Origin of the sequence: Pseudomonas sp. CHM02 (assembly GCF_000612585.1) — a bacterium.
Classification (GTDB): domain Bacteria; phylum Pseudomonadota; class Gammaproteobacteria; order Pseudomonadales; family Pseudomonadaceae; genus Aquipseudomonas.
This window is the reverse complement of the sequence record NZ_JFCA01000034.1, coordinates 14,461-40,436: the sequence shown is the minus strand read 5'-3', so window position 1 is coordinate 40,436 and position 25,976 is coordinate 14,461. Positions and strand designations below refer to the sequence as shown.

The window sequence follows — 25,976 nt, the reverse complement described above, 5'->3', positions numbered from 1 at the left end:
GATACTGGCCGCCGTTTCCCGTGACCTCGAAGCCACCATGACTTTCAAACGACTGACCGTTGTACTGCTGGCCTGCCTGACCCTGTCCGCCTGTGGCGGCGTTGATCCGAATTCGCCACTGGGCCAGCGCAAGGCAATCTTCAAACAGATGCTCAAGACCGGCGAAGACCTGGGCGGCATGCTGCGTGGGCGCATTGCGTTCGACGGCGCAAAATTCGCCGAAGGCGCAGTCAAGCTGGATGCGTTGTCCCATGAACCGTGGAAACATTTCCCGAGCGTGCGTGAAGAGGATCACACCAGCGCCAAGGACGATGTCTGGCAGAAGCAGGCGCAATTCCAGCAGTTGGCCCGCAACCTTGAAGCGGCCACCGGTGAATTGGTGACCGCCAGCCAGGTGCAGCCTTACAAGGCGAGCAACCTGGGGCCTGCGGTGCAGAAAGTCGAAGATGCCTGCAGCGCCTGCCATAAACAGTTCCGGGACCACTGACCGGTTTTACTGGTCGAGTTCTTCCACGGCATCCTGCAGTTCCTTGCGGGACTCGGCGAGCTTGTCCTTGCGCTTGTTGATCTTGTCCGCGTCGCCTTTTTTCATGGCCTTGTCGAGGTCGGCCTGACGGCGGCTGACTTCATGCTTGGCGTCGAGCACCTTGTTTTCCCGCTCTTTCTTCAGGGAGGCGTCGGTGCAATTGGCGGTGACTTCGCTCAGGGCTTTTTCCAGGCCGGCTTGTTGTGCACTGTTGCCATGGGCCTTGGCCTGTTCGATCTGGGTGCTGATGGCTTGGCGCTTGGCGGCGCAGCCGGTGAGCTGAGGCGCTTCTTCGGCGGCCAGTAGCGGCGTGGTCATGAAGCTTGCGACGGTCAGCAAGGCAAAGGGGGCTAGAAATTTCATGTGGGGCTCCAAAATCGCAATCTGATGGCGCGGATATCGGGCTCAAAACCCGTCTATCCCCGCCACGCGTAATGTTTCAGCCAGGGCCTGTACGTGCGGGTCGCGAAAAAAAGCGCTCAGTTGCGCTGCGCGGCCCGGGCCGATGCCATCGATGGCCAGCCAGGCCTGGGTGTCTCTGGCGACCAGCGTCTGCCAGTCGCCTTCCAGGTTGTTACGTGCCGCAGGCGGTACACCTAAGGCTTTGAGCCATTGTGCAAAGGGCCGTTGTCGCGCGCTGTGAAGACTTTCCAACACGCGCGCACGGCTGCGTTCACCGAAGCCATCAATGTTAGCAAGCTCTGCCGCATCCAGGGTCAACCAATCGAGAAAGCCTGCGATTAGACCGGCCTGGATCAATACGTTCCACGTCTCGCGGCCCATGTGTGGCAAGGCGAGGCCCTGGTTGCCGCTCAGCCAGGTAAGGCGTGCCAGCAACTGCTCCTCGCAACCGGGGTCCAGCTGCCAGCAGCTCAAGGCGTGGAATTTTCCAGGGTTGGGCACTGGCAGGTCCGCCCTGCTGGTGCTGCGCAGGATGACCTCGTCCAACCGGGGGATCACCTGGCCCGCCAGGCTGATGGACACCTGGTCGCCAGGGCGGATATCCAGCGTTTGCCAACGCTTCAATGAACCGGCGCTCACGCGGCTGATCAGGCGGTCATCCAACCGCACCGGTTCCAGCTCCAGCATGGGCGTGATGCGCCCGGTGCGGCCGATCTTGAATTGCACGTTGCGCACCAGCGCCAAGGCCTTGGCGGCCGGGTACTTCCAGGCAACGGCCCAATAGGGTGCGCTGACCTGCCACCGCTCGGCGGGCGCGCGCTGCGCCTGATGCAACACCACGCCATCGCTGGCGAACGGCAGTGGATGGTTGTACCAATAGGTGCGCCAATGTGCGGCCTCGCTGATGTTTTGGATGGGCTGGCTGTAGCGTCGGCTATCGGTGAAGCCCCAGCGCGCCAGTGCGGCCAGGCGTTCGGTAAACCCTGCCGGCCCTTCCGGCCAGGCCCAGACGAACAGGCCAATGCCGGCGGCGTCGGTGTCGCTCAATTGCTTGCGGTTCATCAGCCCGGCCACCTTGCTGCGAGCATTGAGCCCTCCGCTTGCGGACTGCACGTGGTCATCGAGGCGCCAGTAGAGTTCGCCTTGCAGCACCAGGTCGATGGGGTCGGGCAGTTGCTGGACAATACCGGGAATCTTGCGCGCAGAAGCCGACCAGTCGTGTCCCGCGGCTCCATCACCTCGGCTGATGACCTGGCTCAGGTGCCCCTGGCGATACACCAGGGTCACCGCAACACCATCCACCTTGGGTTGAATCCAGACATCCTGGCGTGTGCCCATCCAGGCGCCGACGGCCTGCTCATCCAGCAGTTTTTCCAGGCCAGTGTGGGCGACGGGATGAAGCAGGGTTCCGCGCGAACTTGCCAGTGGATTGCCGGGCGCTGCAGCGGGTTCGGGGAAGCACTGGCGCCAATGGGTCAAGCGCTGGCGCGCCTGGTCATAGAGTTCATCGCTGACGGGAGATTGGCCGAGGCGGTGGTAACGGTCATCCCACTGGCGAATCTGTTCGGCGAGAGTGCCGACCTGTGAACGGGCTTCATCCGGGCAGCCTTCGGCCCGTATCCAGGAGGGTAAGACGATGAGTAGAAGGGCAAGCAGTAAACGCATCATGAGCATCCTTGCTCGGAAAGGGCGCCCAGCCTAAATGATCCACGCGGCCACAAAAAAGCCCCGGCAGGGCGGGGCTTTTTACTGGGTGTTTCTATTTACTTGAACAGGCCGCCCAGGGCTTTGACTGCGTCAGGCTTATCGGCCTTGGCCTCTTGGGTTTGCTGCTTGGCGTCGGCTTTGGCCTGGGCCTCGGAGAGTTTGTTGCAACCTTTGTTGATCTGGTCCTGCGCTGCTTTGAAGGCCTTCACTTTCAAGGTGTCCTTCTGGGCTTCGGCAGCATCGATCTTGGCTTGCAGATCGTTGGCTTGTTTCTGGCAGTCGCCGGAATTGCCGCCACCCAGTTGGGCGCTCAGGGCGCCACTCAGTGCGCTCAAGTCGGCAGAGTGGGCCGGCAGGGCGAACAGGCTGAGCAGAAGGGCGGCAGGGGCGAGCGTGGAAATGCGCATGAAAACCTCAATGTTCGATTGCCTGCGCGCATGTGAATCCCGGGCTGGCGCAGGGCAATATCCAAATTAGGTGAAGGGCCCGAGAGGGCGCGGATTCTAGAGGGCCATCATTGCGCCTGCAAGCTTTGGATCCAAAAAGCGTGAAGCTCGTCGCGCCATTCGCGCGCAATAAAAAAGCCCCGCCGGGCGAACCCGGCGGGGCTTTTGAGTACCAAGCGCGATTACAGGCCGGCGGCAGTGCGCAGGTCGTTGGCGCGGTCGGTTTTTTCCCAGGTGAAGGTGGTGAAGGTGTCGTCGCCGACAGTCTTCTGCGCAGGGGTACGACCGAAGTGGCCGTAGGCTGCGGTTTCCTGGTACATCGGGTGCAGCAGGTCGAGCATGGTGGTGATCGCGTAAGGGCGCAGGTCGAAGATCTCACGCACGAGCTTCACGATCTTGTCATCGCTGATCTTGCCGGTGCCGAAGGTATTCAGCGAGATCGACGTAGGCTGGGCCACACCGATGGCGTAGGACACCTGGATCTCGCAACGTTCGGCCAGGCCGGCCGCGACGATGTTCTTGGCCACGTAACGCCCGGCGTAGGCTGCCGAACGGTCAACCTTGGAAGGGTCCTTGCCCGAGAACGCGCCACCGCCGTGACGGGCCATGCCGCCGTAGCTGTCGACGATGATCTTGCGGCCGGTCAGGCCGCAGTCACCTACCGGGCCACCGATGATGAACTGGCCAGTCGGGTTGATGTGGAACTGGGTGTCCTTGCTCAGCAGCTCGGCCGGCAGCACGTGCTTGACGATCAGCTCCATCACGCCTTCGCGCAGGTCGGCGTAGGACACGTCCGGGTTGTGCTGGGTCGACAGTACGACAGCGTCGATACCGACGACTTTGCCGCCTTCGTAGCGGCAGGTCACCTGGGACTTGGCGTCGGGGCGCAACCAAGGCAGTTGCCCGGATTTGCGGGCTTCGGCCTGGCGCTGCACCAGTTGGTGCGAGAAGGTGATCGGTGCTGGCATCAGTACGTCGGTTTCGTTGCTGGCGTAGCCGAACATCAGGCCCTGGTCGCCGGCACCTTGATCTTCAGGCTTGGCGCGGTCGACACCTTGGTTGATGTCCGGGGACTGCTTGCCGATGATGTTCATCACGCCGCAGGTCGCGCCATCGAAGCCGACGTCGGAACTGGTGTAGCCAATGTCGGTGATCACGTCACGAACGATCTGCTCCAGGTCGACCCAGGCCGTGGTGGTCACTTCGCCAGCGATGATCGCTACACCGGTTTTCACCAGAGTCTCGCACGCCACACGGGCGAACTTGTCTTCAGCAATGATGGCGTCCAGCACCGCATCAGAAATCTGGTCGGCGATTTTGTCCGGATGCCCTTCAGACACGGACTCGGAGGTGAAAAGGGAGTATTCGCTCATCTCGATGTTTTCCTGATATTTACCGATGGTGAGTGTCGCCAGCCGGTCGCTGAAAATGGCGGACCTGGATCTGGAAACCATTACGTAAACCTACATAGAGGCTTTCCCCGGGAACGAGTCCCGCAGCGGTGGCCCAACGGGCCAGATCGTCCTGTTCAAAACCCAGCCAGAGATCACCGCAGGCCTCCCTGGCCCAATTCTGGTTGTGGCTGCATAAATCTGTAACCAGCAGGCTACCGCCGGGGTGCAGCAGCCCGGCCATTTGCTTGAGGGCGTCGGCGGGGGCGGCGAAATGGTGCAGCACCATATTCAACACCACGCAGTCGGCCTTGATCGTCGTGCTATTCAATGCGTCCGCCAACTGCAGGCTGACATTGCCCAGCGTTTCGCGTTCGCACAGCTGGCGTGCCAGTTCGAGCATCGCCGGGCTGTTGTCCAGCGCGGTTACCTGCTGGAAACGCCGCGCCAGCTCCGGCAAGAAACCGCCATCGCCCGGGCCGACTTCCAGCACCGTGGCCTCATCACTGAAGCTCAGCTTGTCCAGCAATGCCAGTACGCTGTCGCGGTACTGGGGCAAGCCGGCGATCAGGTCCTGCTGCGCACGAAACTTCTCCGCAACCCGTGCGAAGAAGTCCTGGCTCGCGGCGGCGCGTTGCCCATGCACCTGGCCGATGCGCGACTGTACGTCGCCTGGCAGGCTCAGGTTGTCCACTTCTTCGAGCAGGGCGGCGTGCAGCTTGCCGCCGAGCAGTTCGGTGTGGGGCAGGGCGCGACGGTAGAAAATCGCGTTGCCTTCACGGCGGGTGGCCACCAGGTCGGCCTGGGCCAGGACCTTCAAGTGGTGGCTCATGCCGGACTGGCCGATGGCGAAAATCTGCGCCAGTTCCAGTACGCCGAAGGAGTCGTTGGCCAGTGCGCGCAATACGTTCAGACGCAACGGGTCGCCAGCGGCCTTGCACAAGGCTGCCAGTTCATCGCCGTCGTCGGGGCGCAGTGAGGGCACGGGTAGGTTCATAAGGCCAGCAGTCTAGTGATGGGGGGAAATACCCGCAAGGCCAATATCAAAAAGTTTTGATATTGATCGATAAGTGGCAGTTATAAGCAGCCGCTATAACCTTTAGACGAACCGGTTCAAGGTTTCTGCAAGCGATTGCCGCCCAAAGCGCAGGAAAAACACCCTCAAGTGACTATCTGTCATTGCCCGCAGGCGGTGGCTGAGGGAAAATGCCGGTCCTTTTTTCCGTTTCTTTTATATTCAAACCTCAGGAGATCAGCGATGCCCAGCCGTCGTGAGCGTGCCAACGCCATTCGTGCCCTCAGCATGGATGCCGTGCAAAAAGCCAACAGCGGCCATCCCGGTGCCCCGATGGGCATGGCGGATATCGCCGAGGTACTTTGGCGTGACTACCTGAAACACAACCCGAGCAACCCGTCGTTCGCCGACCGAGACCGCTTCGTGCTGTCCAACGGCCACGGCTCGATGCTGATCTACTCGCTGCTGCACCTGACCGGCTACGATGTCACCATCGACGACCTCAAGAGCTTCCGCCAGTTGCACAGCCGCACTCCGGGCCACCCGGAATTCGGTTACACCCCAGGCGTCGAGACCACCACTGGTCCCCTGGGCCAAGGCCTGGCCAACGCCGTTGGCTTCGCACTGGCTGAAAAAGTCCTGGGCGCGCAGTTCAACCGTCCTGGCCACGACATCGTTGACCACCACACCTACGTGTTCCTGGGTGATGGCTGCATGATGGAAGGCATTTCCCACGAAGTCGCTTCCCTGGCCGGCACCCTGGGCCTGGGCAAGCTGATCGCCTTCTACGATGACAACGGCATCTCCATCGACGGCGAAGTCGAAGGCTGGTTCACCGATGACACCCCTAAGCGTTTCGAAGCCTACAACTGGCAGGTGATCCGCAACGTCGACGGCCACGATCCGGAAGAGATCAAGACCGCCATCGACACCGCTCGCAAGAGCGCGCAGCCGACGCTGATCTGCTGCAAGACCACCATCGGTTTCGGTTCGCCGAACAAGCAGGGCAAGGAAGACTGCCACGGCGCCCCACTGGGTGACGCGGAAATCGCCCTGACCCGTGAAGCCCTGAAGTGGACCCACGGCCCGTTCGAAATCCCGGCCGACATCTACGCCGAATGGGATGCCAAGGAAAAAGGCCTGGCCACCGAGGCCGAGTGGGACCAGCGTTTCGCTGCCTACTCCGCCGAATTCCCGGAACTGGCCAATGAGCTGGTACGCCGCCTGGCCGGTGACCTGCCTGCCGACTTCTCGGAAAAAGCCTCGGCCTACATCGCCGAAGTCGCAGCCAAGGGCGAGACCATCGCCAGCCGTAAAGCCAGCCAGAACACCCTGAACGCCTTCGGCCCGCTGCTGCCTGAGATCCTCGGCGGTTCGGCTGACCTGGCCGGTTCCAACCTGACCCTGTGGAAAGGCTGCAAAGGTGTTTCGGCTGAAGACGCCAGCGGCAACTACATGTACTACGGCGTACGTGAGTTCGGCATGAGCGCCATCATGAACGGCGTGTCCCTGCACGGCGGCCTGGTGCCTTACGGCGCGACCTTCCTGATGTTCATGGAATACGCCCGCAACGCCGTACGCATGGCTGCGCTGATGAAGAAGCGCGTGATCCATGTCTACACCCACGACTCCATCGGCCTGGGCGAAGACGGCCCGACGCACCAGCCGGTCGAGCAACTGACCAGCCTGCGTACCACGCCAAACCTGGATTGCTGGCGCCCAGCCGACGCGGTGGAATCCGCCGTGGCCTGGAAGCACGCCATCGAGCGCAAGGATGGCCCTTCGGCGCTGATCTTCTCGCGTCAGAACCTGCAGCACCAAGTGCGTACCGATGCGCAGATCGCCGACATCAGTCGTGGCGGCTACGTACTCAAGGACTGCATCGGCGAGCCGGAGCTGATCCTGATCTCCACCGGTTCCGAAGTGGGCCTGACTGTCCAGGCGTATGACAAGCTGACCGCGCAAGGCCGCAACGTACGTGTTGTGTCCATGCCGTGCACCAGCGTGTTCGAAGCCCAGGATGCCGGCTACAAGCAATCGGTGCTGCCATTGCAGGTCAGTGCGCGTATCGCCATCGAAGCGGCTCACGCCGACTACTGGTACAAGTACGTGGGCCTGGAAGGCCGCGTGATCGGCATGACCACCTACGGTGAGTCGGCGCCGGCGCCAGCGTTGTTCGAAGAGTTCGGCTTCACCCTGGAAAACATCCTGGGTCAGGCTGAAGAGTTGCTGGAAGACTAAAGCGCGAACGCGGTGGTCAACTGGCCGCCGCACCCCTTGTAGGAGCTGGCTTGCCAGCGATGGCGTCTGTCCAGCCAACATCTATGTTGAAGCTGATGGCCTCATCGCTGGCAAGCCAGCTCCTACAATGGTTTGTGTCGCCCATAATGCGAGAACCCCATGCCTCAACCCCGTCCCTACAAAGTTGCACTCAACGGCTACGGCCGCATTGGTCGTTGCGTCTTGCGTGCTCTGTTCGAGCGAGGGGCGGCGGCCGGGTTCGAAATTGTCGCGATCAACGACTTGGCCGACATGGCGAGCATCGAATACCTGACACGCTTTGACTCCACCCACGGCCGCTTCCCCGGCGAAGTGCGGGTCGAGGGCGATTGTCTGCATATCAATGGCAACTGCGTGCAGGTCTTGCGCAGTGCCACCCCCGAAGGCATCGACTGGAAAGCACTGGGCGTCGACCTGGTGCTGGAATGTTCCGGTGTCTATCACACCCGTGCCGATGGCCAGCGTTTCCTCGACGCCGGCGCACCGCGTGTGCTGTTTTCCCAGCCGATGGCCAGCGAGGCGGATGTCGACGCCACCATCGTCTACGGCATCAACCAGGATTGCCTGACCGGCGATGAGCTGCTGGTGTCCAATGCTTCCTGCACCACCAACTGCAGCGTGCCGCTGTTGCGCCTGCTGGATCAGGCGATCGGCCTGGACTACGTGTCGATCACCACGATCCACTCGGCGATGAACGACCAGCCGGTGATCGACGCTTACCACCACGAAGACCTGCGTCGCACGCGTTCGGCGTTCCAGTCAGTGATCCCGGTGTCCACGGGCCTGGCGCGCGGTATCGAACGACTCTTGCCGGAACTTGCCGGGCGAATCCAGGCCAAAGCCGTACGGGTGCCGACGGTGAATGTGTCCTGCCTGGACATCACCATGCAGACCGTCAGCGACACCGATGCGACAGAGGTCAACCGTATTTTGCGCGACGCCGCCACCAGCGGCCCGCTCAAAGGCTTGCTGGCCTACACCGAGTTGCCCCACGCCAGCTGCGATTTCAACCATGACCCGCATTCGGCGATTGTCGATGCCAGCCAGACCCGCGTTTCCGGCCCCAGGCTGGTGAACATCCTGGCCTGGTTCGACAACGAATGGGGTTTTGCCAACCGAATGCTGGATGTTGCGGAACATTATCTGCACATCGCCTCTAAACAACCTCATCAACAGTAATTCAGGAACTGCGACCCATGACCGTGTTGAAGATGACCGACCTCGATCTGCAAGGTAAGCGCGTACTGATCCGCGAAGACCTCAACGTCCCAGTCAAGGACGGTGTTGTCACCAGCGATGCGCGAATCCTGGCCTCGCTGCCGACCATCAAGCTGGCCCTGGAAAAAGGCGCGGCCGTGATGGTCTGTTCCCACCTGGGTCGCCCGACCGAAGGTGAGTTCTCTGCCGAAAATAGCCTCAAGCCTGTAGCCGACTACCTGAGCAAGGCCCTGGGTCGCGACGTGCCGCTGGTGGCTGACTACCTGGGTGGTGTGGACGTGAAAGCTGGCGACATCGTGTTATTCGAAAACGTACGCTTCAACAAGGGCGAGAAAAAGAACAGCGACGAACTGGCCCAGCAATATGCGGCGCTGTGCGACGTATTCGTGATGGACGCATTTGGCACCGCTCACCGTGCTGAAGGTTCGACCCACGGCGTGGCCAAGTTCGCCAAGGTTGCCGCCGCTGGCCCACTGCTGGCTGCTGAACTGGACGCACTGGGCAAGGCACTGGGCGCTCCGGCTCAGCCAATGGCTGCCATCGTGGCCGGCTCCAAGGTGTCCACCAAACTGGATGTGCTCAACAGCCTGAGCCAGATCTGTAACCAACTGATCGTCGGCGGCGGCATTGCCAACACCTTCCTGGCCGCTGCTGGCCACCCGGTGGGCAAGTCCCTGTACGAGCCGGACCTGCTCGACACCGCCCGCGCCATCGCCGCCAAGGTCAGCGTACCGCTGCCGGTGGACGTGGTCGTTGCCAAGGAATTCGCTGAAAGCGCCGAAGCCACGGTCAAGCTGATCGCTGACGTGGCCGCCGACGACATGATCCTGGATATCGGCCCGCAAACCGCAGCCAACTTCGCCGAACTGCTGAAAGCCTCGCAGACCATTCTGTGGAACGGTCCAGTGGGTGTGTTCGAATTCGACCAGTTCGGTAACGGCACCAAAGTGCTGGCCAAGGCCATCGCCGAAAGCTCGGCCTTCTCCATCGCTGGCGGCGGCGACACCCTGGCGGCCATCGATAAATATGGCGTTGCTGACCAGATCTCCTACATTTCCACTGGTGGCGGCGCATTCCTCGAATTCGTCGAAGGCAAAGTACTGCCGGCGGTTGAAGTGCTGGAAACACGAGCCAAAGGCTAAGGCTCGTGATCCGGAAAAGGAGTATTCCCATGATCAAGTCGTTGGCACTGGTGATCGCGGCGGGCCTGTTGGCCGGCTGCGGCAGCACACCAAACGCGGCGCCGGAGCCCGAGAAGTCGGGGCCGTCGCCGAAAAAGAGCTGCTATCAGGCTGACTGGCAAGCCGAGACCATGCCGGTGATCAACAAGCGCATCGGCAACGAACGGCTGGAGAAATACGACTCCGCGCCCAACGGTCAGGAACAGGGTTGCCCTTGACGGGTCTGATCAACTAACCGACAGCAGCGGCGGCCCCCCGGTCGTCCTGTGAGGATTGGCAATGAAAGGCGTTTTCGCCCTGGCAGCCCTGGCCCTGTTGGCCGGCTGCAGCAGCATGGACATGTTCAACAGCAAGGCCGAAACGGCCGACAAATGGACCACCTGGACCTGCGACAGCAAGGCCGAGGTCAATTGGCGCTTTGCTAATCAGGCTAAATCCGAGGTGGATGTACGCCTCGGCGGTTCCGACCAGGTTTATCGCCTTAAACAGGACGTCGCCGCTTCGGGCGTGCTGTACGCCAACGACCAACTGGCGTTTCACACAAAAGGTGAGGAAGGCCTGGTTTACTGGGTCGCCACCGATGATTTGATCGGCCGTGGTTGCAGAGCCCAGTAGTGGGATCAATGAAGATCAAATGTGGGAGCTGGCTTGCCTGCGATTACGGTGGGTCCGCCACTGAAGATGTTGGCAGGTAAGTCGCCATCGCAGGCAAGCCAGCTCCCACATGGTTCGGTTCCAGATTGGAATTTGGGTCAACCTATTAGCAATAACGATTCAGCAGGCCAAGGCTCAACCCCTTGATCTGCAATAACTTGAATAGCAGCCGCCGCTACGGCAGGCTTGCACGATTAACGACCCTCGACCGGGAGAGACAACACAATGGCACTTATCAGCATGCGTCAAATGCTGGACCACGCAGCCGAGTTCGGCTACGGCGTCCCAGCCTTTAACGTCAACAACCTTGAGCAGATGCGCGCCATCATGGAAGCCGCTGACAAGACCGACTCCCCCGTGATCGTCCAGGCTTCGGCCGGTGCGCGCAAATACGCCGGTGCCCCGTTCCTGCGTCACCTGATCCTCGCTGCGATCGAAGAATTCCCGCACATCCCGGTGTGCATGCACCAGGACCACGGTACTAGCCCTGACGTGTGCCAGCGCTCCATCCAACTGGGCTTCAGCTCGGTGATGATGGACGGTTCCCTCGGTGAAGACGGCAAGACCCCGACCGACTACGAATACAACGTCCGTGTGACCCAGCAGACCGTGGCCATGGCTCACGCCTGCGGCGTCTCGGTTGAAGGCGAACTGGGCTGCCTGGGTTCCCTGGAAACCGGCATGGCTGGCGAAGAAGACGGCATCGGCGCCGAAGGCGTGCTGGATCACAGCCAGATGCTGACCGACCCGGAAGAAGCCGCCGACTTCGTCAAGAAGACCCAAGTCGATGCCCTGGCCATCGCCATCGGCACCAGCCACGGTGCCTACAAGTTCACCAAACCGCCTACCGGCGACGTGCTGGCCATCGACCGCATCAAGGAAATCCACAAACGCATCCCCAACACCCACCTGGTGATGCACGGTTCTTCCTCGGTCCCGCAAGAGTGGCTGGCGATCATCAACCAGTACGGCGGCGACATCAAAGAAACCTACGGCGTACCGGTTGAAGAAATCGTCGAAGGCATCAAGTACGGCGTGCGCAAGGTCAACATCGACACCGACCTGCGCCTGGCGTCCACCGGCGCAATGCGTCGCCTGATGGCCACCAACCCGAGCGAGTTCGACCCGCGTAAGTTCTTCGGCGCCACCGTGACCGCGATGCGTGATGTGTGTATTGCGCGTTATGAAGCGTTTGGTACTGCTGGCAATGCTTCGAAGATCAAGCCGATCTCGTTGGAAGCGATGTACCAGCGTTACCTCAAAGGTGAGCTGAACGCTAAGGTGAACTGAGCCTCAGGCGTTTAAAAAAGAAGCCCGCAGCGATGCGGGCTTTTTTTGGCCTCGGGTTTGATCAGGCAGCGTTGGGTGTATCGAAACCACGGTGTTCGATTACGCGGAACACATCACTCACGTCCTGCACGAGAATGCGCGCCGTGTTGGCGACGTTGTTCAGGTCGCGCTCGGCGAAGTCCGGCAGGCTGGAGCAGGCCATCAGGCTGAGATGTTCGAGGGCGGCGTTGAGGCGTTCGCGCAGGCAGGCGTGGAGGTCGCGCAGTGGGGCGGCGCTGTCGATCAATAGGACGGGGTTGACGGTCGCGGTTTCGGTGCAAGGGTAGAAGCGGCGTGGAGGTAGTTCGTTCTTCATGGCAAATCCTTAACTCAAGAGAAGAATGGCCACCGTTTGCTGCGAAACAAATGGGGTGGCAGTTGTGCGCGGGTTCGCAGACCGAGGAGTTAAGACCCGGCAGACCCTGAGGTCTCCCACGCACAACCGCCATAACAAAGACGGCCATCGGCAAGAATACCGGGGCTGCTTTGACGGTTGTGGCTTTAACTCTGTAGGGCTGCGAAACCCTATCGCCAGTCAATGCCAGCGACGGGGCGAACTATAAGCGCCGACCTGATTCACCGCAACGGCCCTGTAGGACGCAGAACCCCTGTGGGAGCCGGGCTTGCCCGCGATGGCGGTGGGCCAGCCACCGAAAATGTTGCCTGATACACCGCCATCGCGGGCAAGCCCGGCTCCCACATGGATCGTTGGTGTATTCAAGAGTGCGAATGATCTATGGGCTTGTTAGGACAAGGCCTACGCAATACTAGGCGATGCTCAATCGTGATCAATATCCAACTTCGCAAAGGTCACCCGTGCGCCTTCCTTGCTGTTGCCACTGTTGTCCTGCACATAGGCCCCGGCCTTGAAATATAACGGCTTGCTGCCCCACGCCGCGCCAATGCGTTCATTCCACTCGCCATCCGCGGCATAGACGCTGAGCAGTCCGGCCTTGTTGAGGTTGATGACGTAGGTAAACGTTTTCTCCAGCGGCACGTTCGACGCGACGATGATTACCCGACCTTCGTCCTCGTCCGGACGCATGCGCACCTTGGCGACGATGTTGCCGGTCTGGGTTTTTTCCTTGAATTGATACTCCAGCTTGATCAGCGGTTTCTGGCTGTCGTAGGCGTGGATCTGCCCGATCACGATCTTGCCGGTGGAGGGCACTTGATTCACGGCCAGGGTGGCGCGTAGAAAGTTGTCCGCATCCGGGTAGGTCCAGTTGCGCAGGCGCCCATCGGCGTAGGTTTCACGCAGTTCGCTGCGCGGGTACACGGCATTTTCGGTGCGGGTGCCGGTGACGGGGGTCCAGAATTGCACATTGCTGCCTTCGGCCTGGAAATACTGGTCTTTGAAGCCATTCATCAGCTTCGGGGTGTCGATGGTGGCGGGCGGAGAGCCGACCGGGATGCTGAGGTTCCAGGTAGATAGGTCGATCATGGCGTAGGCCTTTTTACAGAGGGGTGTAGGCTATGGCCCTTGGGCCAGACAGGTTCTTTATAGGTGGTGTTAACCGTCTTGTTAAACGATTGATGGCAATTTATTGGCGTCAAATGAATGTCAAAAAGCCATGTTTCCCATGATCCGTGGGCTTCAGGCGCTTACCGTTAGTCGGCTTGCTGAAAATTGGCGCAATGATGGCACTGCCATTACTTCTGATTTTTCGGAACCGGGGCTAGAGTGAGGCCTCAGTGTTTATCCGGGTTTATCTCAAAAGTGACCGGAGCAGCTCCTTAAGGAAGAGACGTAGCATGGATTGCGCTCCACACCACGGCGATGGCGATTCGGTTCTTTTGGTGGTCGATGACTACCCGGAAAACCTGCTCAGCATGCGCGCACTTTTGCAGCGGGAAGACTGGCAGGTGATCACTGCCGGTTCCGGCCTGGAAGCCCTCGAATTGCTGCTGGAGCATGAAGTCGACCTGGTGTTGCTGGATGTGAAGATGCCCGGCATGGACGGCTTTGAAGTCGCCCGCCTGATGCGCGGCAGCCAGCGCACGCGGATGACGCCGATCATCTTTCTCAGCGCCAATGCCCAATCACCCGCCGCCGTGCTGGAAGGCTACGCCAGCGGTGCCATCGATTACCTGTTCAAACCCTTCGACCCGCATATCCTCAAGCCCAAGGTCCAGGCGTTGCTGGAGCACCAGCGCAATCGCCGGGCCTTGCAGCGCCTGAGCCATGACCTGGAGTCCGCGCGTGCTTTCAATGCCTCGGTATTGGACAACGCCGCCGAAGGCATTCTGGTGGTGAGCGAGGCGGGCGTGATCGAGTACGCCAACCCGGCGATTTCACGCCTGCTCAACGCCACGATGGATGAGCTGCAGGGGCAAGAGTTCTTGAGCTTCCTGCAGAAACCCCACGTGCCCGCGTGGCTCGATTCGCAGATGTACACCGCTTACCGCCAGAGCGACACTTGGCGCGTGCACGATGCGATCTTGCGCACCGGCCGCGGCCAGCAGGTACCGGTGGCCTTGTCCTGTGCGCCGTTGCCTGCCGAGCAGAAAGCGATGGTGGTGACGGTGCTGGATATGTCCGAGGTGCGCCACCTGCATCAGCAACTGGAGTTCCAGGCGGTCACGGACCCATTGACCGGTTTGCTGAACCGGCGCGGTTTCTATCAGGCGGTGGAGAACACCCTGCTGCGCAACGAACGGGTGGAGCCGTCTTTGGTATTGCTCTACCTGGATCTCGACGGCTTCAAGCGGGTCAACGATTCCCTTGGCCATGACGCCGGTGACCGGGTCTTGCGCTGGGTTTCGGAGCAATTGCAAGGGTGCTTGCGCTCTTGCGACATTCTCGGGCGCATGGGCGGGGACGAATTCACCGCGCTGCTGGAGCTGGAGTTCCCCGAGCAGGCGGCGAAGATTGCGGAAAAACTGATCGAACGCGTGTCGATCTGCCAGCAGGTGGATGGCCTGGATGTGGTACTCGGCGTCAGCATTGGCATCGCCACGTTCCCCGATTGCGGCTCGGACTTGAATGGCCTGCTGCGTGCGGCTGACATTGCCATGTACGAAGCCAAGCGTGCGGGTCGTCAGCAATATCGCTATTACGACCAGGAAATGAACGGCCGCGCTCGCTCGCGACTGATGCTCGAAGACAGCGTGCGCACGGCAATTCAAAACAAGGATTTCACCCTCGTCTACCAACCCCAGATCTCCCTGGAGGACGGCCGTGTGCGCGGCGTCGAAGCGCTGTTGCGCTGGCAGCACCCGAGTGTCGGCGATGTGCCGCCGGGGCTGTTCTTGCCGTTGCTGGAAGAGGCGCGGTTGATCAGCCAACTGAGTACATGGATCTATCAACAGGTCGCCGCGCAGCGCCAGGCGTGGCAGGCCACCTTCGATGATGATCTGGTGCTGAGCGTGAGCCTGAGCAGCAACCAGTTCAATATGCCTAACCTGGCGATCCAACTGCAGCAGGTGCTCGAGCGACATGGCTTGCAGGGGCACCAGTTGGAGGTGGAGATCAGCGAAGACAGCCTGATGAACAACCTGGAAGAGTCGACCAAGCAGCTCAAGTTATTGCGCCAGATTGGCGTGCGAACCGCCTTGGATGACTTCGGCCTGGGCAATTGTTCCCTGGCGCATCTGCGCGATCTGGCGTTTGACACCCTCAAGCTCGACCCGCAATTGGTGGCGCGCCTGCCGGGTTCCGCGCGGGATGCGGTGATGGCGCGCAGCATTATCGAGTTGTGCGGGCATTTTGAGGTGGCCGTGGTCGCCGAGGGTGTGGAAAGCGAAGAACAAGCCCAATGGCTCAAGGCCAATGGTTGCCCGTTTATTCAAGGCCCATTGGCGGCACAGCCGTTGGTGGCGGAGGAAGTGGCGCATTGGTGCCGCGCCCGCGTGCGCTGAATTCGCTACACTGGCGGCCATCCGAGCCCTGTTGCAGAACCCATGACCGCGCTGAAATACCTCCAGGCGTATCCCGCCGCCCTCCAGGAGCAAGTGCGCCAGCTGATCGCCAAGGACCAGTTGGGTGCCTACCTGGAACAACGTTACCCCGAACGCCACGCCGTGCAGAGCGACAAGGCGTTGTATACCTATGCCCTGGCCTTGAAGCAGGAACACCTGCGTAATGCGCCGGCGATCGACAAGGTGCTGTTCGATAACCGCCTGGACCTGACTCACCGCGCCCTCGGCCTGCACACCACGATCTCACGGGTGCAAGGCGGCAATCTGAAATCCAAGAAAGAGATCCGCATTGCCGCGCTGTTCAAGGAAGCCGCGCCCGAGTTTCTGCGCATGATCGTGGTACATGAACTGGCGCACTTCAAGGAGTCGGACCACAACAAGGCGTTCTACAAACTCTGTGAATACATGATGCCGGGCTACCATCAGGTGGAATTCGACCTGCGCGTCTACCTCACGTACCGCGACCTGCAGGGCAGGCCCTGACCGCACAAGGCGACCGACCATGGATGTGAGCAAGACCAAGAGCAGCTTTTACCGCCGCCTGTACGTGGCCTACCTGATCGACAGCGGCCAGGCCAGCAACGTCCCGGCCCTGACCGACGCCACCGGCATGCCCCGGCGCACGGCGCAGGACACGATTGCGGCATTGGCCGACCTGGATATCCTGTGTGAGTTCGAACAGGAAGACGGCGCCCGCAACCATGCCGGGCACTATCGGATTCGCAGCTGGGGGGCGATTGATCGGCGCTGGATCGAGGCAAACCTGGGGCAGATCAAGCAGGTGCTGGGTTACCCCTAGTCCTTTCTCATGCCAATGTGCGGAATATCATCCTCAAGGTATTCCTCACCGGCCACTACGAACCCATAACGCCCGTAGTAGCCCTGCAGGTGCGCCTGGGCTGACAGGAATATCGGTGTCTCGGGCCAGATATCGGCAATCTGCTTGAGTGTCTCTTCCATCATCCGATGCCCCAGCCCGGTGCCACGTGTCACCGGTGCCACGATCACCCGGCCGATCACCACATCACCGCCTTGGGACTCAGGGTCCAGCAGGCGCAGGTAAGCCACCAGTTGGTCATTCTGCCAGGCCATCAGGTGGTGGGTGTCGCCCGACAAATCCTGTCCGTCGAGATCCTGGTAAACGCATTTCTGCTCGACGACAAACACCTCGTTACGCAGACGCAGGATGGCGTAAAGCTGCTCCTTGCCGAGGTCATCGTGATGTTTGCAGACCCATTCAACTGTCATGGTGTGTTCTCTTATAAATGTCTGTTTCGGATAGTAAGCGCAGCCGGCAACGCTGTCTAAATCAGCTATTTTTGTGAGTGAAGTCAAATAGCCATCATTGAGTGCGTCCGGTGCCGGTTTCTTTGTGTAATCTGAGCTACTGTTAGAATCTCAGGCCCCGCCTGAGCTAAGGCCACCGCCTGCCTGCCAAGGACTTTGAGCATGCCGCGATTCTCTCGTGCCGTTGCTTTGATTGGAGTGTTGTTGCTGGCCCAGCCGGCATTCGCACAGCGCTTGCGCCTGGTTGCGGATGCCTGGCCACCCTTTACCGATGCCACCTTGATCAACGGTGGGTTGGCCACTGATATCGTCAGTACCGCCCTGGCCCGTGCGGGTTACGCCAGCGATTTTGAACAGGTGCCCTGGGCCCGGGCGCTGATGGGCGTGGGCGAAGGGCGCTATGACGTGCTGGTCAACGCCTGGTACGACGATGCCCGTACGCAGTTGGGGCAGTTCTCTGGAGAATACCTGCTCAACCGCGTGCGCTTCATCAAGCGCCGCGACGATCCCATTGAGTTCCAGAACCTCGAGCAACTGCACGATTACCCCATCGCCGTGGTGCGCGGTTATGCCTATTCGGCGGCGTTCGATGGGGATGCGCAGCTACAGAAAATCCCTGTGCATAACTTCGCCATGGCCGTGCGTATGCTGGCGGCGCAGCGGGTGCGGCTGACGGTGGAGGACGAATATGTGGCGCGCTATTACCTGTCGCGCGAGTCGGCGCGAGTGCGCAGTGCCGTGGAGTTTTTACCCAAACCGCTGAGCGAAAACAGCCTGCATATCCTGGTCAGCCTGAAGAACCCCGAGCATGCGCAGATCGTTGCCGGCTTTGACCGAGAGATTGCCAGGATGAAGGCGGATGGCAGTTATGCGCGGTTGATGAAGCAGCATGGCATGTAGCGGGTGCCTCTTGTGGCGAGCGGGCTGGCCCCGCATTGGGCTGCGCAGCGGCCCCAAAAATCTTGGGAGCGCTTCGCACTCCAACGCGGGCGGTGCGACGATTCGACAAGCCCGCTCGCCATAGGTCAGGCCGCGCTGGTGTCTTTGATCAGATGCGCCGCCAAGGTGCGCAACGGCCCCAACTGCCGGCATATCAACGCCAACTGCGTCTGCACCAACCGCTGCCCTTCATCAATCTCATCCGGCATCTGCTCCAGGTCTGTTGCCAGGGCTTCTTCAGCATCGCTCTGAATCGCAATCGGCTGCTTGTTGGCCAACCCCGTGGCGATTTCATCGATGCTCGCTGCCAAGGTATTCCCGGCGCCGTCGATCAGATGCTCACGCACTTCGGCCGGCAATTGGGTTTCGCGGTGCGCGCCCAGGCCTGACAAATAACTCAGCAAGGTGTGCGACAGCACCAGGAAGCGGAAGCCCACGTCCGCCTCCTTACGGAAGTGCCCCGGCTCCATCAGCATGTTCGCCAGGGTGGTGGACAGCGCCGCATCGGCGTTGTGCGCATTGCGCCGGGCCAGGCGGTAGGCCAGGTCGTCGCTCTTGCCGGCGGCGTACTGCTGCATGATCTGGCGCAGGTAGATGCTGTTGCAGCTCAGGGTGTTGGCCAGCACTTTGTTCAAGCGGCGGCCTTGCCAGTCCGGCAGGAACAGGAACACCGCCAGGCCGGCGATCAGGCTGCCGAGCAAGGTATCCAACAGTCGCGGCAGGAACAGCCCGTAGCCATCGCCGACCTGGTTGAAGCAGAACAGCACCATCAAGGTGATGGCTGCAGTGGCCAGGGTGTAGCGGGTGGTGCGGTTGATAAAGAACACCAGGCCGGCGGCGATGGCGAACATTGACTGCACCAAGGGGCTCGGGAACAGGTCGAACAGCGCCCATGCCACGGTGAGGCCGATGGCGGTGCCGATGATCCGCTGGCCGAGCTTGCGCCGGGTGGCGCCGTAGTTCGGTTGGCAAACAAACAGCGTGGTGAGGATGATCCAGTAGCCCTGGGACGCGTGGATCGCATGCAGCATGCCGTAGCCGACCGTCAGCGCCAGGGACAGACGCAGCGCGTGCCGGAACAACAGCGACGTCGGCGTCATCTGTGTGCGCAGGCGCGTCCACATTTCCTTGAGGTTGCGCGGGGCGCGGTCCAGCAGGTTGCTATCAGTGGCGTCCGCCAGGCTGTCGGGGTTGCTGGCGTCGCCCAGCAGGCGGTCCAGCGTGGACAGGTTGGCCGCCAGGGCGCGCAACGAGCGCAGCAGGCCGCGCCAGGCCGGGTTGCTCTGGATGCGCAGGTGTTCCAGGGACGCGTTCAGGTCGCCCAGGGCTTCGGCGAAGCTGTCGTCATAGATGAATGGCTGGCGCATCTGGATCGATTCGGCCAGGGTCTGGCAGGCCTTGCCTTGTTGGCGTAGCAGGCGCTGGCAACGGAACAGCACGTCGCTGTGGAAGAAGGCCTCGGCCAGGGCGTTGTAGGGGTAGTGGGACGAGCTGGCGCGTTCGTGGATGTCCTGGGCCAGGAAGTACAGCTTCAGGTAGCGGCTGACTTTCGAACCGGGACGACCATTGCCTACACGGTGCAGGATGATTTCCTTCGCCGCATTCAACGCTGCCACCACGCGGCCGTTCTGCTGGGCCAGCTCCAGGCGTCGCGCTTCCACATCCAGCTGGCGGATCGGTTCGAACAACGACGACTTCAGCTTGAGGTAACGCCCCAGCTCGCGAAACAGTCGTGCCAGGCTCTGCTGCACCGGCTGGTTGGAAAACAGCGCCTGCCACAGCACCGACAGCGCGCCGTACCAGGCAGCGCCGGCCACCAGCAGCAACGGTTCGTGCCAGAAGTCGGAGACGGCGCCGCCGCGCTGGTCCACGCCGATCATGGTGTACACCGACAGGATCAGCGTCGCCGACGCAATCGCGCCATAGCGCTCGCCCAAGGCGCCGAGCATGGTCAGGCAGAAGGTGGCCAGGGCCAGGGAGATTGCGAAGATCCACGGATAAGGGAACAGCAGCTCCACCGACAGCGCGGCGATGCTGAAACACACCAGCGTCACCGCCAGGGCGTTGAGGCGGCCTTGCCAACTGTCATCGGTCTCGGCCAGGGCGCTGGCGATAATCCCCAGGAACAACGGGATCAGCAGCGTCATTTCATCCTGATACCAGCACAGCGCCATGCTGCCGGTGAGGGCGATGAACACCCGTATGCTGTAGCTGAATTTATCCAGTGCCCACAGGCGCCGCATGGACTGCTTGAACGAGGTCGATGACATGGAGTCTGGAGTCTTCCGGGACGATGCCGTTAAATTGAGCCATCAGTGACGTCACGGCAAGCGTGGCGATCACATCTCATTGCATATTTTTGAGTGCCACCCCAAAACGAATGTGGGAGCTAGCTTGCCTGCGATGGCGGCGATGAATTCACCACCGCTATCGCAGGCAAGCCAGCTCCCACATTTTGACCGAGTACAGCCTTTTGTCAGGCGTATTGCGCGGCGGCGTAGCCGGATGCCCACGCCCACTGGAAGTTGAACCCGCCCAGGTGGCCGGTCACATCCAGCACTTCACCAATAAAGTACAGCCCCGGGCTTTTCAGCGATTCCATGGTCTTGGACGACACTTCACGTGTGTCCACGCCACCCAGCGTCACCTCGGCCGTGCGATAGCCTTCAGTACCTGCCGGCACCAACTGCCAGCTCGACAACTTTTGCGCGATGTCGGCCACTTCGGCGTGGGTGTATTGCTTCATCGGCTTGGACACAAACCAGATTTGCGCCAACAGGTTGGCCATCTTCTTGGTGAAGATCTCACCCAGTAGGGTTTTCAACTCGCTATTGGGGTGCTCGACCTGTTGCTGTTGCAGCCAGGTGTGCGCGTCGTGGTCGGGCAGCAGGTTGATTTCTACCGTGTCGCCGGATTCCCAGTACGACGAAATCTGCAAAATCGCCGGGCCACTGAGACCACGGTGGGTAAACAGGATGTTCTCGCGAAAGCTCTGGTCGTTGCAGCTGACCAGGCAATCCACGGAAGTACCGGACAGCTCGCCGCACAAGTCCTTGAGCTGATCGGTAATGGTAAATGGCACCAAACCTGCGCGGGTCGGCAGCAGTTCATGGCCGAACTGCTTGGCTACCTGGTAACCAAAACCGGTGGCACCCAGAGTCGGGATCGACAGGCCGCCGGTGGCGATCACCAGGGATTCGCAGCGCAGTTCACCCAAGGTGGTTTGCAACTGATAACCGGCTTCCAGCTTGGCAATCTCCTGGACCGACGTGTCCAGGTGCATGCTCACACCGACCTGGATGCACTCGTCGAGCAACATGCCGAGGATGTCGCTGGACTTGTTATCGCAGAACAACTGGCCGAGCTTTTTCTCGTGGTACGGCACGCCGTGTTTGGCCACCAGCCCGATAAAGTCCCACTGGGTGTAGCGCGCCAGGGCGGATTTGCAGAAGTGTTCGTTGTGCGAGAGGAAGTTGGCCGGCTCGGTGTACATATTGGTGAAGTTGCAACGGCCACCGCCGGACATCAGGATCTTCTTGCCGGCCTTGTTCGCATGGTCGATCAACATCACCTTGCGCCCACGCCCGGCGGCCGTCAGCGCGCACATCAAGCCAGCGGCGCCGGCGCCAATGATCACAACTTCGGTCGAGCGCACAGCTTTGTCCTCACAGAAACTTGATATGAAATGCAATTGAATGTGGGAGAGGGCTGTTGTGGTGAGCCACACACACATTGGATCGGAGAGTGTTACAGGATGCGCACGCGCAACGAACGGCCTTTGATCTTGCCGTCGTTCAAGCGCTGCAGTGCCTGCTTGGCGATCCCGCGTTCCACGGCCACGAAAGCCTGGAAGTCGAAGATCGCGATCTTGCCGACCTGGGCGCCCGGGATGCCGGCTTCACCGGTCAACGCGCCGAGGATGTCGCCCGGGCGAACCTTGTCTTTACGGCCGGCAGCGATGCACAAGGTGCTCATCTGCGGCAGCAACGGACCACCGCTTTGCGGCTTGAGGTTGTCCAGTTGGTCCCAGTTCAGTGGCGACTTCTGCAGTTGCTCGATGGCCTGGGCACGGTGCGCTTCGGACGGGGCCACGAGGCTGATGGCGATGCCGGTCTCACCGGCGCGACCGGTACGGCCGACACGGTGGATATGGATTTCCGAATCGCGGGCCAGTTCGACGTTGATCACCATGTCCAGCGAGTCGATATCCAGACCACGGGCGGCGACGTCGGTGGCGACGAGCACCGACGTGCTGCGGTTGGCAAACATCGCCAGCACCTGGTCACGGTCGCGCTGTTCCAGGTCGCCATGCAGGCCGACGGCGGAAATGCCCTTGGACGTCAGGTGATCCACGGTTTCCTGCACTTGCTGCTTGGTGAAGCAGAACGCTACGCAGGAGGCCGGGCGGAAGTGCGCCAGGACCTTGGTCACCGCGTCCATGCGCTCTTCCGGGGAAATCTCGTAGAAGCGCTGCTCGATCTGGTCATCGGAGTGGAAGGCTTCGGCCTTCACTTGCTGCGGCGCGCGCATGAACTTGGAAGCAAGCTGCTTGATGCTCACCGGGTAGGTGGCCGAGAACAGCAGGGTCTGGCGGCGCGGCGGGGTCTTGCTGATGATGTCTTCGATGGCGTCGTAGAAGCCCATGTCGAGCATGCGGTCGGCTTCATCGAGGATCAGCGTGTTGAGGCCGTCCAGCACCAGCGAACCTTTGCGCAGGTGCTGCTGGATACGGCCCGGTGTACCGACGATGACGTGGGCACCGTGTTCCAGGGAGGCGATCTGCGGGCCGAGGGACACGCCGCCGCACAGGGTCAGTACCTTGATGTTGTCTTCGGCACGGGCCAGGCGGCGGATTTCCTTGGCGACCTGGTCGGCCAGCTCACGGGTCGGGCACATCACCAGGGCCTGGCAGCCGAAGTAGCGCGGGTTGATCGGGTTCAACAGGCCGATGCCGAACGCCGCGGTCTTGCCGCTGCCGGTCTTGGCCTGGGCAATCAGGTCCAGCCCTTTGAGGATCACCGGCAAGCTTTGCGCCTGGATCTGCGTCATCTCGACGTAACCCAGCGAGTCGAGGTTAGCCAGCATGGCGGCGGACAGGGGCAAAGTATTAAAAGCGGTGGCGATGGTAGTCACGGGACTGGCTCTGCAAAACAAAATGTCGCGCAGTGTACCAGTCTCGTGGGAATTTCCCCGCAAGTTCTAGACGAGAAGCCTGTTAATGCTCGATGTCGTGCTCGCGGCTGACCACCCGTTTGCCGTCGGTTGGCGACAATTGCAGGAAGATCGCCGCCGCCAGCATCGCCATGATGCCCACGGTGAGGAAGGTCAACTGGAACGCACCGAGTACGCTTTCCACACCGTCATTGCCGGTTTCGGCGGTGAAGCCGCCAAGCAGCGCACCGGCGCAGGCTACGCCCAGGCTGAGGGACAACTGCGCCACCACCGACAGCAAACTGTTGCCGCTGCTGGCCTGGGCGTCGTCGAGGTCGATCAGGGTGACGGTGTTCATCGCCGTGAATTGCAGGGAGTTGATCGCCCCCAGCACCGCCAGCATGCACAACAGCAGCGGGTAGGGCGTGTGCTCGCTGACCAGGCCCATGCTGGCCAGCATGATGCCCAGCGCCAGCGTATTGCCGGTGAGCACGATGCGGTAGCCGAGGCGTTCGATCAGCGTGCGGGCGATGGATTTGGCGAACATCGCCGCTGCCGCCAGGGGCAACATGCTCATGCCGGCTTCCGACGGTGAATAACCCAGCGCCACCTGCAACAGCAGCGGCACCAGGAACGGCAGGGCGCCACTGCCCAGCCGTGCGAACAGGTTGCCGAGAATACCCACGGCAAAGGTGCGGGTCCTGAACAGCACCGGCGAAAACAGGGGGGTATCGATATGCCCGGCCCGCAACCAATAGGCCGCCAGGCACGCCAGCCCGCCGAACAGCAGCAACATCACCCGCAGGTGCGGCAGGTGCAGTTCGCCCAGGCCTTCCATGGCGATGGTGATCAGCACCATCGCCGCGCCAAACAAGAGAAACCCGATGCCATCAAAGCGCGTGCGTTCGCTGCCGCGCAGGTCGGGGATCAGTTTCCACACGGCATAACAGCCGACCATGCCCACCGGCAGGTTGATCAGGAAGATCCAGTGCCAGGTCAGGTATTGCACCATCCAGCCGCCCATGGTCGGGCCCAGCAGCGGGCCGAGCAGGCCAGGGATGGTAATGAAGCCCATGATGCGCACCAGTTCGGAACGTGGATACGCACGTAGCACCACCAGCCGCCCGACCGGCAGCATCAACGCGCCCCCCAGGCCCTGGATGACTCGTGCGCCCACCAGCATGGTCAGGCTGCTGGACAAGGCGCACAGCAGCGAACCAATGCTGAACAGCATGATCGCGCCGAAGAAGATTCTCTTGGTGCCGAAGCGATCGGCGATCCAGCCCGAGGCCGGGATCAGCAAGGCGACGGTGAGCATGTAGGCGATCACCACCCCTTGCATGCGCAGCGGGTTTTCCGCGAGGTCCCGGGCCATGGCCGGCAATGCCGTGTTGAGGATCGTCCCGTCCAGCGACTGCATGAAGAAGGCAATCGCGACCACCCAGGGGAGCCAGCGGGCGGTCTTGGCATCGAGCGGAACGCGGTTCGGCATGGAAAACCTTTTTGTTAGCAGGCTATGTGTTGGCGATTATGCGCCATCCGTCGCTCCTTTTCCCACTGGCGGTTCGTCTAAATCCGACAACGCAGCGTGCTCGCCCACCAGGAAATCCAACAGTGCGCGGTGTACCGCCAACGCCGCTTCGCGTGACTCCAGGTCGAGCAAGTGGCCAGTATGTTCGGCCACGGCAAAGCTGCTGCGCCCCACGTACTGCTTGAACACCTTTGCCTCTGCGGCGGGGGTGTATTCGTCCAATGCGCCGTTGAGAAAGTGCACCGGTGTTTCAATCTGCCTGAGGGCCGGCAGGTAGTTGCCATCGCCCAAGGCCAGCACCTGGTGGATATGAAAACGTGCCTGGCGGTATTCGGTGGTGGCCATGGTCGACAAGTGCCGGTGGTTGTTGCGCTTGAGTCGGGGCGACAGGTACTTGCCCACGGTCTCGTTGAGCAAGTGGCCGACGGCAGACTTGTCATCTGCCTCGATCAACACGCGCACGCGCTCCACATAGTCGAGCATGGCTTGGTTGAGGTTGGGTGCCAGGGCCATCACCACCGAGCTTTCGATGGATGGCGGGTTGTGCGCCAGGGTCAGCAGCGTCGAGATGCCGCCCCAGGAGGCCGACACCAGGTGGTTGACCTGGAAACGCTCGACCAGGGCGCGCAGCATTTGCACCTCGTCATCCTTGGTGACCAGGTCCAGGTCAGTGTTGTGTTCGCGCGAATAGCCGGAGAACGGCAGGTCGAACAGCAACACGTTGAAATGCTCCGCCAGGCATTTGCTGGTACGAGCAAATGAGCGCGTGGTGGACAGCGCGCCGTTGACCATCAGCACGGTCTTTTTTTCCGAATCGTTTCCCAGCTGCTCAACATGAACGTTGTAGTGCTTGAACAGCTTTTCAATGACAAAACTTCCATGGTTCATGTCAACGCTCCAGCTTGCCCTTCCCGGGCAAGGTCGTGCTCTCGTGGGTGGGGTGGCGGGGGGCCAGCAACCCTTATAGCGAGGTTTTTTAAGAGCGACAACTGAGCACG

The 25,976-nt window shown here is 61.1% G+C and carries 24 protein-coding genes; 11 read left to right on the top strand and 13 right to left on the bottom strand.

Annotation, left to right across the window (positions count from 1 at the left end):
- Positions 1–37: 37 nt before the first annotated feature.
- Positions 38–487, top strand: a complete 450-nt coding sequence (locus BM70_RS0120190; RefSeq protein ID WP_025857666.1) for a cytochrome c — start codon at positions 38–40, stop codon at positions 485–487.
- 6 nt (positions 488–493) lie between these two features.
- On the opposite strand, the gene BM70_RS0120185 is transcribed toward BM70_RS0120190, so the two are convergent.
- The 5 genes from BM70_RS0120185 to BM70_RS0120165 all read right to left on the bottom strand — a co-directional run bounded on the left by BM70_RS0120185 (position 494) and on the right by BM70_RS0120165 (position 5,469).
- The gene (locus tag BM70_RS0120185) at positions 494–889 is read right to left on the bottom strand and encodes a DUF1090 domain-containing protein (protein ID WP_025857665.1); all 396 of its coding nucleotides are present in this window, start codon (positions 887–889) and stop codon (positions 494–496) included.
- Positions 890–931: 42 nt separating this feature from the next.
- Positions 932–2,596, bottom strand: a complete 1,665-nt coding sequence (gene ligB / locus BM70_RS0120180; protein ID WP_025857664.1) for an NAD-dependent DNA ligase LigB — start codon at positions 2,594–2,596, stop codon at positions 932–934.
- A gap of 95 nt (positions 2,597–2,691) precedes the next feature.
- Positions 2,692–3,042: a hypothetical protein gene (locus tag BM70_RS0120175; protein WP_025857662.1), complete on the bottom strand. Its 351-nt coding sequence runs from the start codon at positions 3,040–3,042 to the stop codon at positions 2,692–2,694.
- Positions 3,043–3,263: 221 nt separating this feature from the next.
- Positions 3,264–4,454 (bottom strand): methionine adenosyltransferase, encoded by a 1,191-nt coding sequence (metK, locus tag BM70_RS0120170; RefSeq protein WP_025857661.1) that lies wholly within the window; start codon positions 4,452–4,454, stop codon positions 3,264–3,266.
- Positions 4,455–4,473: 19 nt separating this feature from the next.
- Positions 4,474–5,469 (bottom strand): metalloregulator ArsR/SmtB family transcription factor, encoded by a 996-nt coding sequence (locus tag BM70_RS0120165; protein WP_025857660.1) that lies wholly within the window; start codon positions 5,467–5,469, stop codon positions 4,474–4,476.
- 261 nt (positions 5,470–5,730) lie between these two features.
- On the opposite strand from BM70_RS0120165, the gene tkt reads away from it, so the two are divergent.
- The 6 genes from tkt (at position 5,731) to fba (ending at position 12,110) form a co-directional block, all read left to right on the top strand.
- Complete coding sequence (gene tkt / locus BM70_RS0120160) at positions 5,731–7,728, top strand: transketolase (protein ID WP_025857659.1); 1,998 nt, start codon at positions 5,731–5,733, stop codon at positions 7,726–7,728.
- A gap of 159 nt (positions 7,729–7,887) precedes the next feature.
- Positions 7,888–8,946, top strand: coding sequence for an erythrose-4-phosphate dehydrogenase (gene epd, locus BM70_RS0120155; RefSeq protein ID WP_025857658.1), 1,059 nt, complete (start codon positions 7,888–7,890; stop codon positions 8,944–8,946).
- Positions 8,947–8,963: 17 nt separating this feature from the next.
- Positions 8,964–10,127: a phosphoglycerate kinase gene (locus BM70_RS0120150; RefSeq protein ID WP_025857657.1), complete on the top strand. Its 1,164-nt coding sequence runs from the start codon at positions 8,964–8,966 to the stop codon at positions 10,125–10,127.
- 29 nt (positions 10,128–10,156) lie between these two features.
- Positions 10,157–10,384 (top strand): hypothetical protein, encoded by a 228-nt coding sequence (locus BM70_RS0120145; protein WP_025857656.1) that lies wholly within the window; start codon positions 10,157–10,159, stop codon positions 10,382–10,384.
- A 61-nt stretch (positions 10,385–10,445) separates the two neighbouring features.
- Positions 10,446–10,781, top strand: a complete 336-nt coding sequence (locus BM70_RS0120140; RefSeq protein WP_025857655.1) for an MliC family protein — start codon at positions 10,446–10,448, stop codon at positions 10,779–10,781.
- 264 nt (positions 10,782–11,045) lie between these two features.
- Positions 11,046–12,110: a class II fructose-bisphosphate aldolase gene (gene fba / locus BM70_RS0120135; protein ID WP_003177554.1), complete on the top strand. Its 1,065-nt coding sequence runs from the start codon at positions 11,046–11,048 to the stop codon at positions 12,108–12,110.
- Positions 12,111–12,171: 61 nt separating this feature from the next.
- Here the strand turns inward: fba and BM70_RS0120130 are convergent, their stop codons facing one another.
- Together BM70_RS0120130 and BM70_RS0120125 are read right to left on the bottom strand one after the other, a co-directional pair.
- The gene (locus BM70_RS0120130; RefSeq protein ID WP_025857654.1) at positions 12,172–12,465 is read right to left on the bottom strand and encodes a hypothetical protein; all 294 of its coding nucleotides are present in this window, start codon (positions 12,463–12,465) and stop codon (positions 12,172–12,174) included.
- A 462-nt stretch (positions 12,466–12,927) separates the two neighbouring features.
- The gene (locus BM70_RS0120125) at positions 12,928–13,593 is read right to left on the bottom strand and encodes a polysaccharide lyase family 7 protein (protein WP_025857653.1); all 666 of its coding nucleotides are present in this window, start codon (positions 13,591–13,593) and stop codon (positions 12,928–12,930) included.
- 311 nt (positions 13,594–13,904) lie between these two features.
- Here BM70_RS0120125 and BM70_RS0120120 point away from each other — a divergent pair, with 311 nt between their 5' ends.
- Genes BM70_RS0120120 through BM70_RS0120110 form a run of 3 tightly spaced genes read left to right on the top strand, consistent with a single transcriptional unit; the run spans position 13,905 to position 16,869 of the window.
- The gene (locus tag BM70_RS0120120; RefSeq protein WP_025857652.1) at positions 13,905–16,010 is read left to right on the top strand and encodes a bifunctional diguanylate cyclase/phosphodiesterase; all 2,106 of its coding nucleotides are present in this window, start codon (positions 13,905–13,907) and stop codon (positions 16,008–16,010) included.
- Positions 16,011–16,052: 42 nt separating this feature from the next.
- On the top strand, positions 16,053–16,553 hold the full coding sequence (locus BM70_RS0120115) for a M48 family metallopeptidase (RefSeq protein WP_025857651.1): 501 nt from the start codon (positions 16,053–16,055) through the stop codon (positions 16,551–16,553).
- 19 nt (positions 16,554–16,572) lie between these two features.
- Positions 16,573–16,869: a helix-turn-helix domain-containing protein gene (locus tag BM70_RS0120110; protein ID WP_025857650.1), complete on the top strand. Its 297-nt coding sequence runs from the start codon at positions 16,573–16,575 to the stop codon at positions 16,867–16,869.
- Here BM70_RS0120110 and BM70_RS0120105 read toward each other — a convergent pair.
- Positions 16,866–17,318, bottom strand: a complete 453-nt coding sequence (locus BM70_RS0120105) for a GNAT family N-acetyltransferase (RefSeq protein ID WP_025857649.1) — start codon at positions 17,316–17,318, stop codon at positions 16,866–16,868. The two genes, BM70_RS0120110 and BM70_RS0120105, sit on opposite strands and share 4 nt — an antisense overlap.
- A gap of 201 nt (positions 17,319–17,519) precedes the next feature.
- Between BM70_RS0120105 and BM70_RS0120100 the strand changes: the two genes are divergently transcribed.
- Entirely contained in the window at positions 17,520–18,257 is a 738-nt protein-coding gene (locus BM70_RS0120100; RefSeq protein WP_025857648.1) for an ABC transporter substrate-binding protein, read from the top strand.
- A 125-nt stretch (positions 18,258–18,382) separates the two neighbouring features.
- On the opposite strand, the gene yccS is transcribed toward BM70_RS0120100, so the two are convergent.
- The 5 genes from yccS to BM70_RS0120075 form a co-directional block, all read right to left on the bottom strand.
- Complete coding sequence (gene yccS, locus BM70_RS0120095; RefSeq protein ID WP_025857647.1) at positions 18,383–20,566, bottom strand: YccS family putative transporter; 2,184 nt, start codon at positions 20,564–20,566, stop codon at positions 18,383–18,385.
- A 206-nt stretch (positions 20,567–20,772) separates the two neighbouring features.
- Positions 20,773–21,951 carry an NAD(P)/FAD-dependent oxidoreductase gene (locus tag BM70_RS0120090; RefSeq protein ID WP_025857646.1) on the bottom strand — a complete coding sequence of 393 codons (1,179 nt, stop codon included), beginning with the start codon at positions 21,949–21,951 and terminating at the stop codon, positions 20,773–20,775.
- A gap of 92 nt (positions 21,952–22,043) precedes the next feature.
- Positions 22,044–23,381 (bottom strand): ATP-dependent RNA helicase DbpA, encoded by a 1,338-nt coding sequence (gene dbpA / locus BM70_RS0120085; protein WP_231501119.1) that lies wholly within the window; start codon positions 23,379–23,381, stop codon positions 22,044–22,046.
- Positions 23,382–23,511: 130 nt separating this feature from the next.
- The gene (gene mdtD / locus BM70_RS0120080; protein WP_025857645.1) at positions 23,512–24,939 is read right to left on the bottom strand and encodes a multidrug transporter subunit MdtD; all 1,428 of its coding nucleotides are present in this window, start codon (positions 24,937–24,939) and stop codon (positions 23,512–23,514) included.
- Positions 24,940–24,975: 36 nt separating this feature from the next.
- Positions 24,976–25,866, bottom strand: coding sequence for an alpha/beta fold hydrolase (locus tag BM70_RS0120075; RefSeq protein WP_025857644.1), 891 nt, complete (start codon positions 25,864–25,866; stop codon positions 24,976–24,978).
- Positions 25,867–25,976 lie beyond the last annotated feature (110 nt).

Coding starts and splice junctions, on each gene's coding strand:
- BM70_RS0120190 (WP_025857666.1), top strand. CDS start 38: ATGACTTTCAAACGACTGACCGTTGTACTGCTGGCCTGCCTGACCCTG.
- tkt (WP_025857659.1), top strand. CDS start 5,731: ATGCCCAGCCGTCGTGAGCGTGCCAACGCCATTCGTGCCCTCAGCATG.
- BM70_RS0120115 (WP_025857651.1), top strand. CDS start 16,053: ATGACCGCGCTGAAATACCTCCAGGCGTATCCCGCCGCCCTCCAGGAG.
- mdtD (WP_025857645.1), bottom strand. CDS start 24,939: ATGCCGAACCGCGTTCCGCTCGATGCCAAGACCGCCCGCTGGCTCCCC.
- BM70_RS0120075 (WP_025857644.1), bottom strand. CDS start 25,866: ATGAACCATGGAAGTTTTGTCATTGAAAAGCTGTTCAAGCACTACAAC.
- BM70_RS0120175 (WP_025857662.1), bottom strand. CDS start 3,042: ATGCGCATTTCCACGCTCGCCCCTGCCGCCCTTCTGCTCAGCCTGTTC.
- BM70_RS0120110 (WP_025857650.1), top strand. CDS start 16,573: ATGGATGTGAGCAAGACCAAGAGCAGCTTTTACCGCCGCCTGTACGTG.
- metK (WP_025857661.1), bottom strand. CDS start 4,454: ATGAGCGAATACTCCCTTTTCACCTCCGAGTCCGTGTCTGAAGGGCAT.
- BM70_RS0120125 (WP_025857653.1), bottom strand. CDS start 13,593: ATGATCGACCTATCTACCTGGAACCTCAGCATCCCGGTCGGCTCTCCG.
- ligB (WP_025857664.1), bottom strand. CDS start 2,596: ATGATGCGTTTACTGCTTGCCCTTCTACTCATCGTCTTACCCTCCTGG.
- BM70_RS0120165 (WP_025857660.1), bottom strand. CDS start 5,469: ATGAACCTACCCGTGCCCTCACTGCGCCCCGACGACGGCGATGAACTG.
- BM70_RS0120100 (WP_025857648.1), top strand. CDS start 17,520: ATGCCGCGATTCTCTCGTGCCGTTGCTTTGATTGGAGTGTTGTTGCTG.
- BM70_RS0120145 (WP_025857656.1), top strand. CDS start 10,157: ATGATCAAGTCGTTGGCACTGGTGATCGCGGCGGGCCTGTTGGCCGGC.
- dbpA (WP_231501119.1), bottom strand. CDS start 23,381: ATGCTGGCTAACCTCGACTCGCTGGGTTACGTCGAGATGACGCAGATC.
- BM70_RS0120130 (WP_025857654.1), bottom strand. CDS start 12,465: ATGAAGAACGAACTACCTCCACGCCGCTTCTACCCTTGCACCGAAACC.
- fba (WP_003177554.1), top strand. CDS start 11,046: ATGGCACTTATCAGCATGCGTCAAATGCTGGACCACGCAGCCGAGTTC.
- epd (WP_025857658.1), top strand. CDS start 7,888: ATGCCTCAACCCCGTCCCTACAAAGTTGCACTCAACGGCTACGGCCGC.
- BM70_RS0120150 (WP_025857657.1), top strand. CDS start 8,964: ATGACCGTGTTGAAGATGACCGACCTCGATCTGCAAGGTAAGCGCGTA.
- BM70_RS0120185 (WP_025857665.1), bottom strand. CDS start 889: ATGAAATTTCTAGCCCCCTTTGCCTTGCTGACCGTCGCAAGCTTCATG.
- BM70_RS0120120 (WP_025857652.1), top strand. CDS start 13,905: ATGGATTGCGCTCCACACCACGGCGATGGCGATTCGGTTCTTTTGGTG.
- BM70_RS0120105 (WP_025857649.1), bottom strand. CDS start 17,318: ATGACAGTTGAATGGGTCTGCAAACATCACGATGACCTCGGCAAGGAG.
- BM70_RS0120140 (WP_025857655.1), top strand. CDS start 10,446: ATGAAAGGCGTTTTCGCCCTGGCAGCCCTGGCCCTGTTGGCCGGCTGC.
- yccS (WP_025857647.1), bottom strand. CDS start 20,566: ATGTCATCGACCTCGTTCAAGCAGTCCATGCGGCGCCTGTGGGCACTG.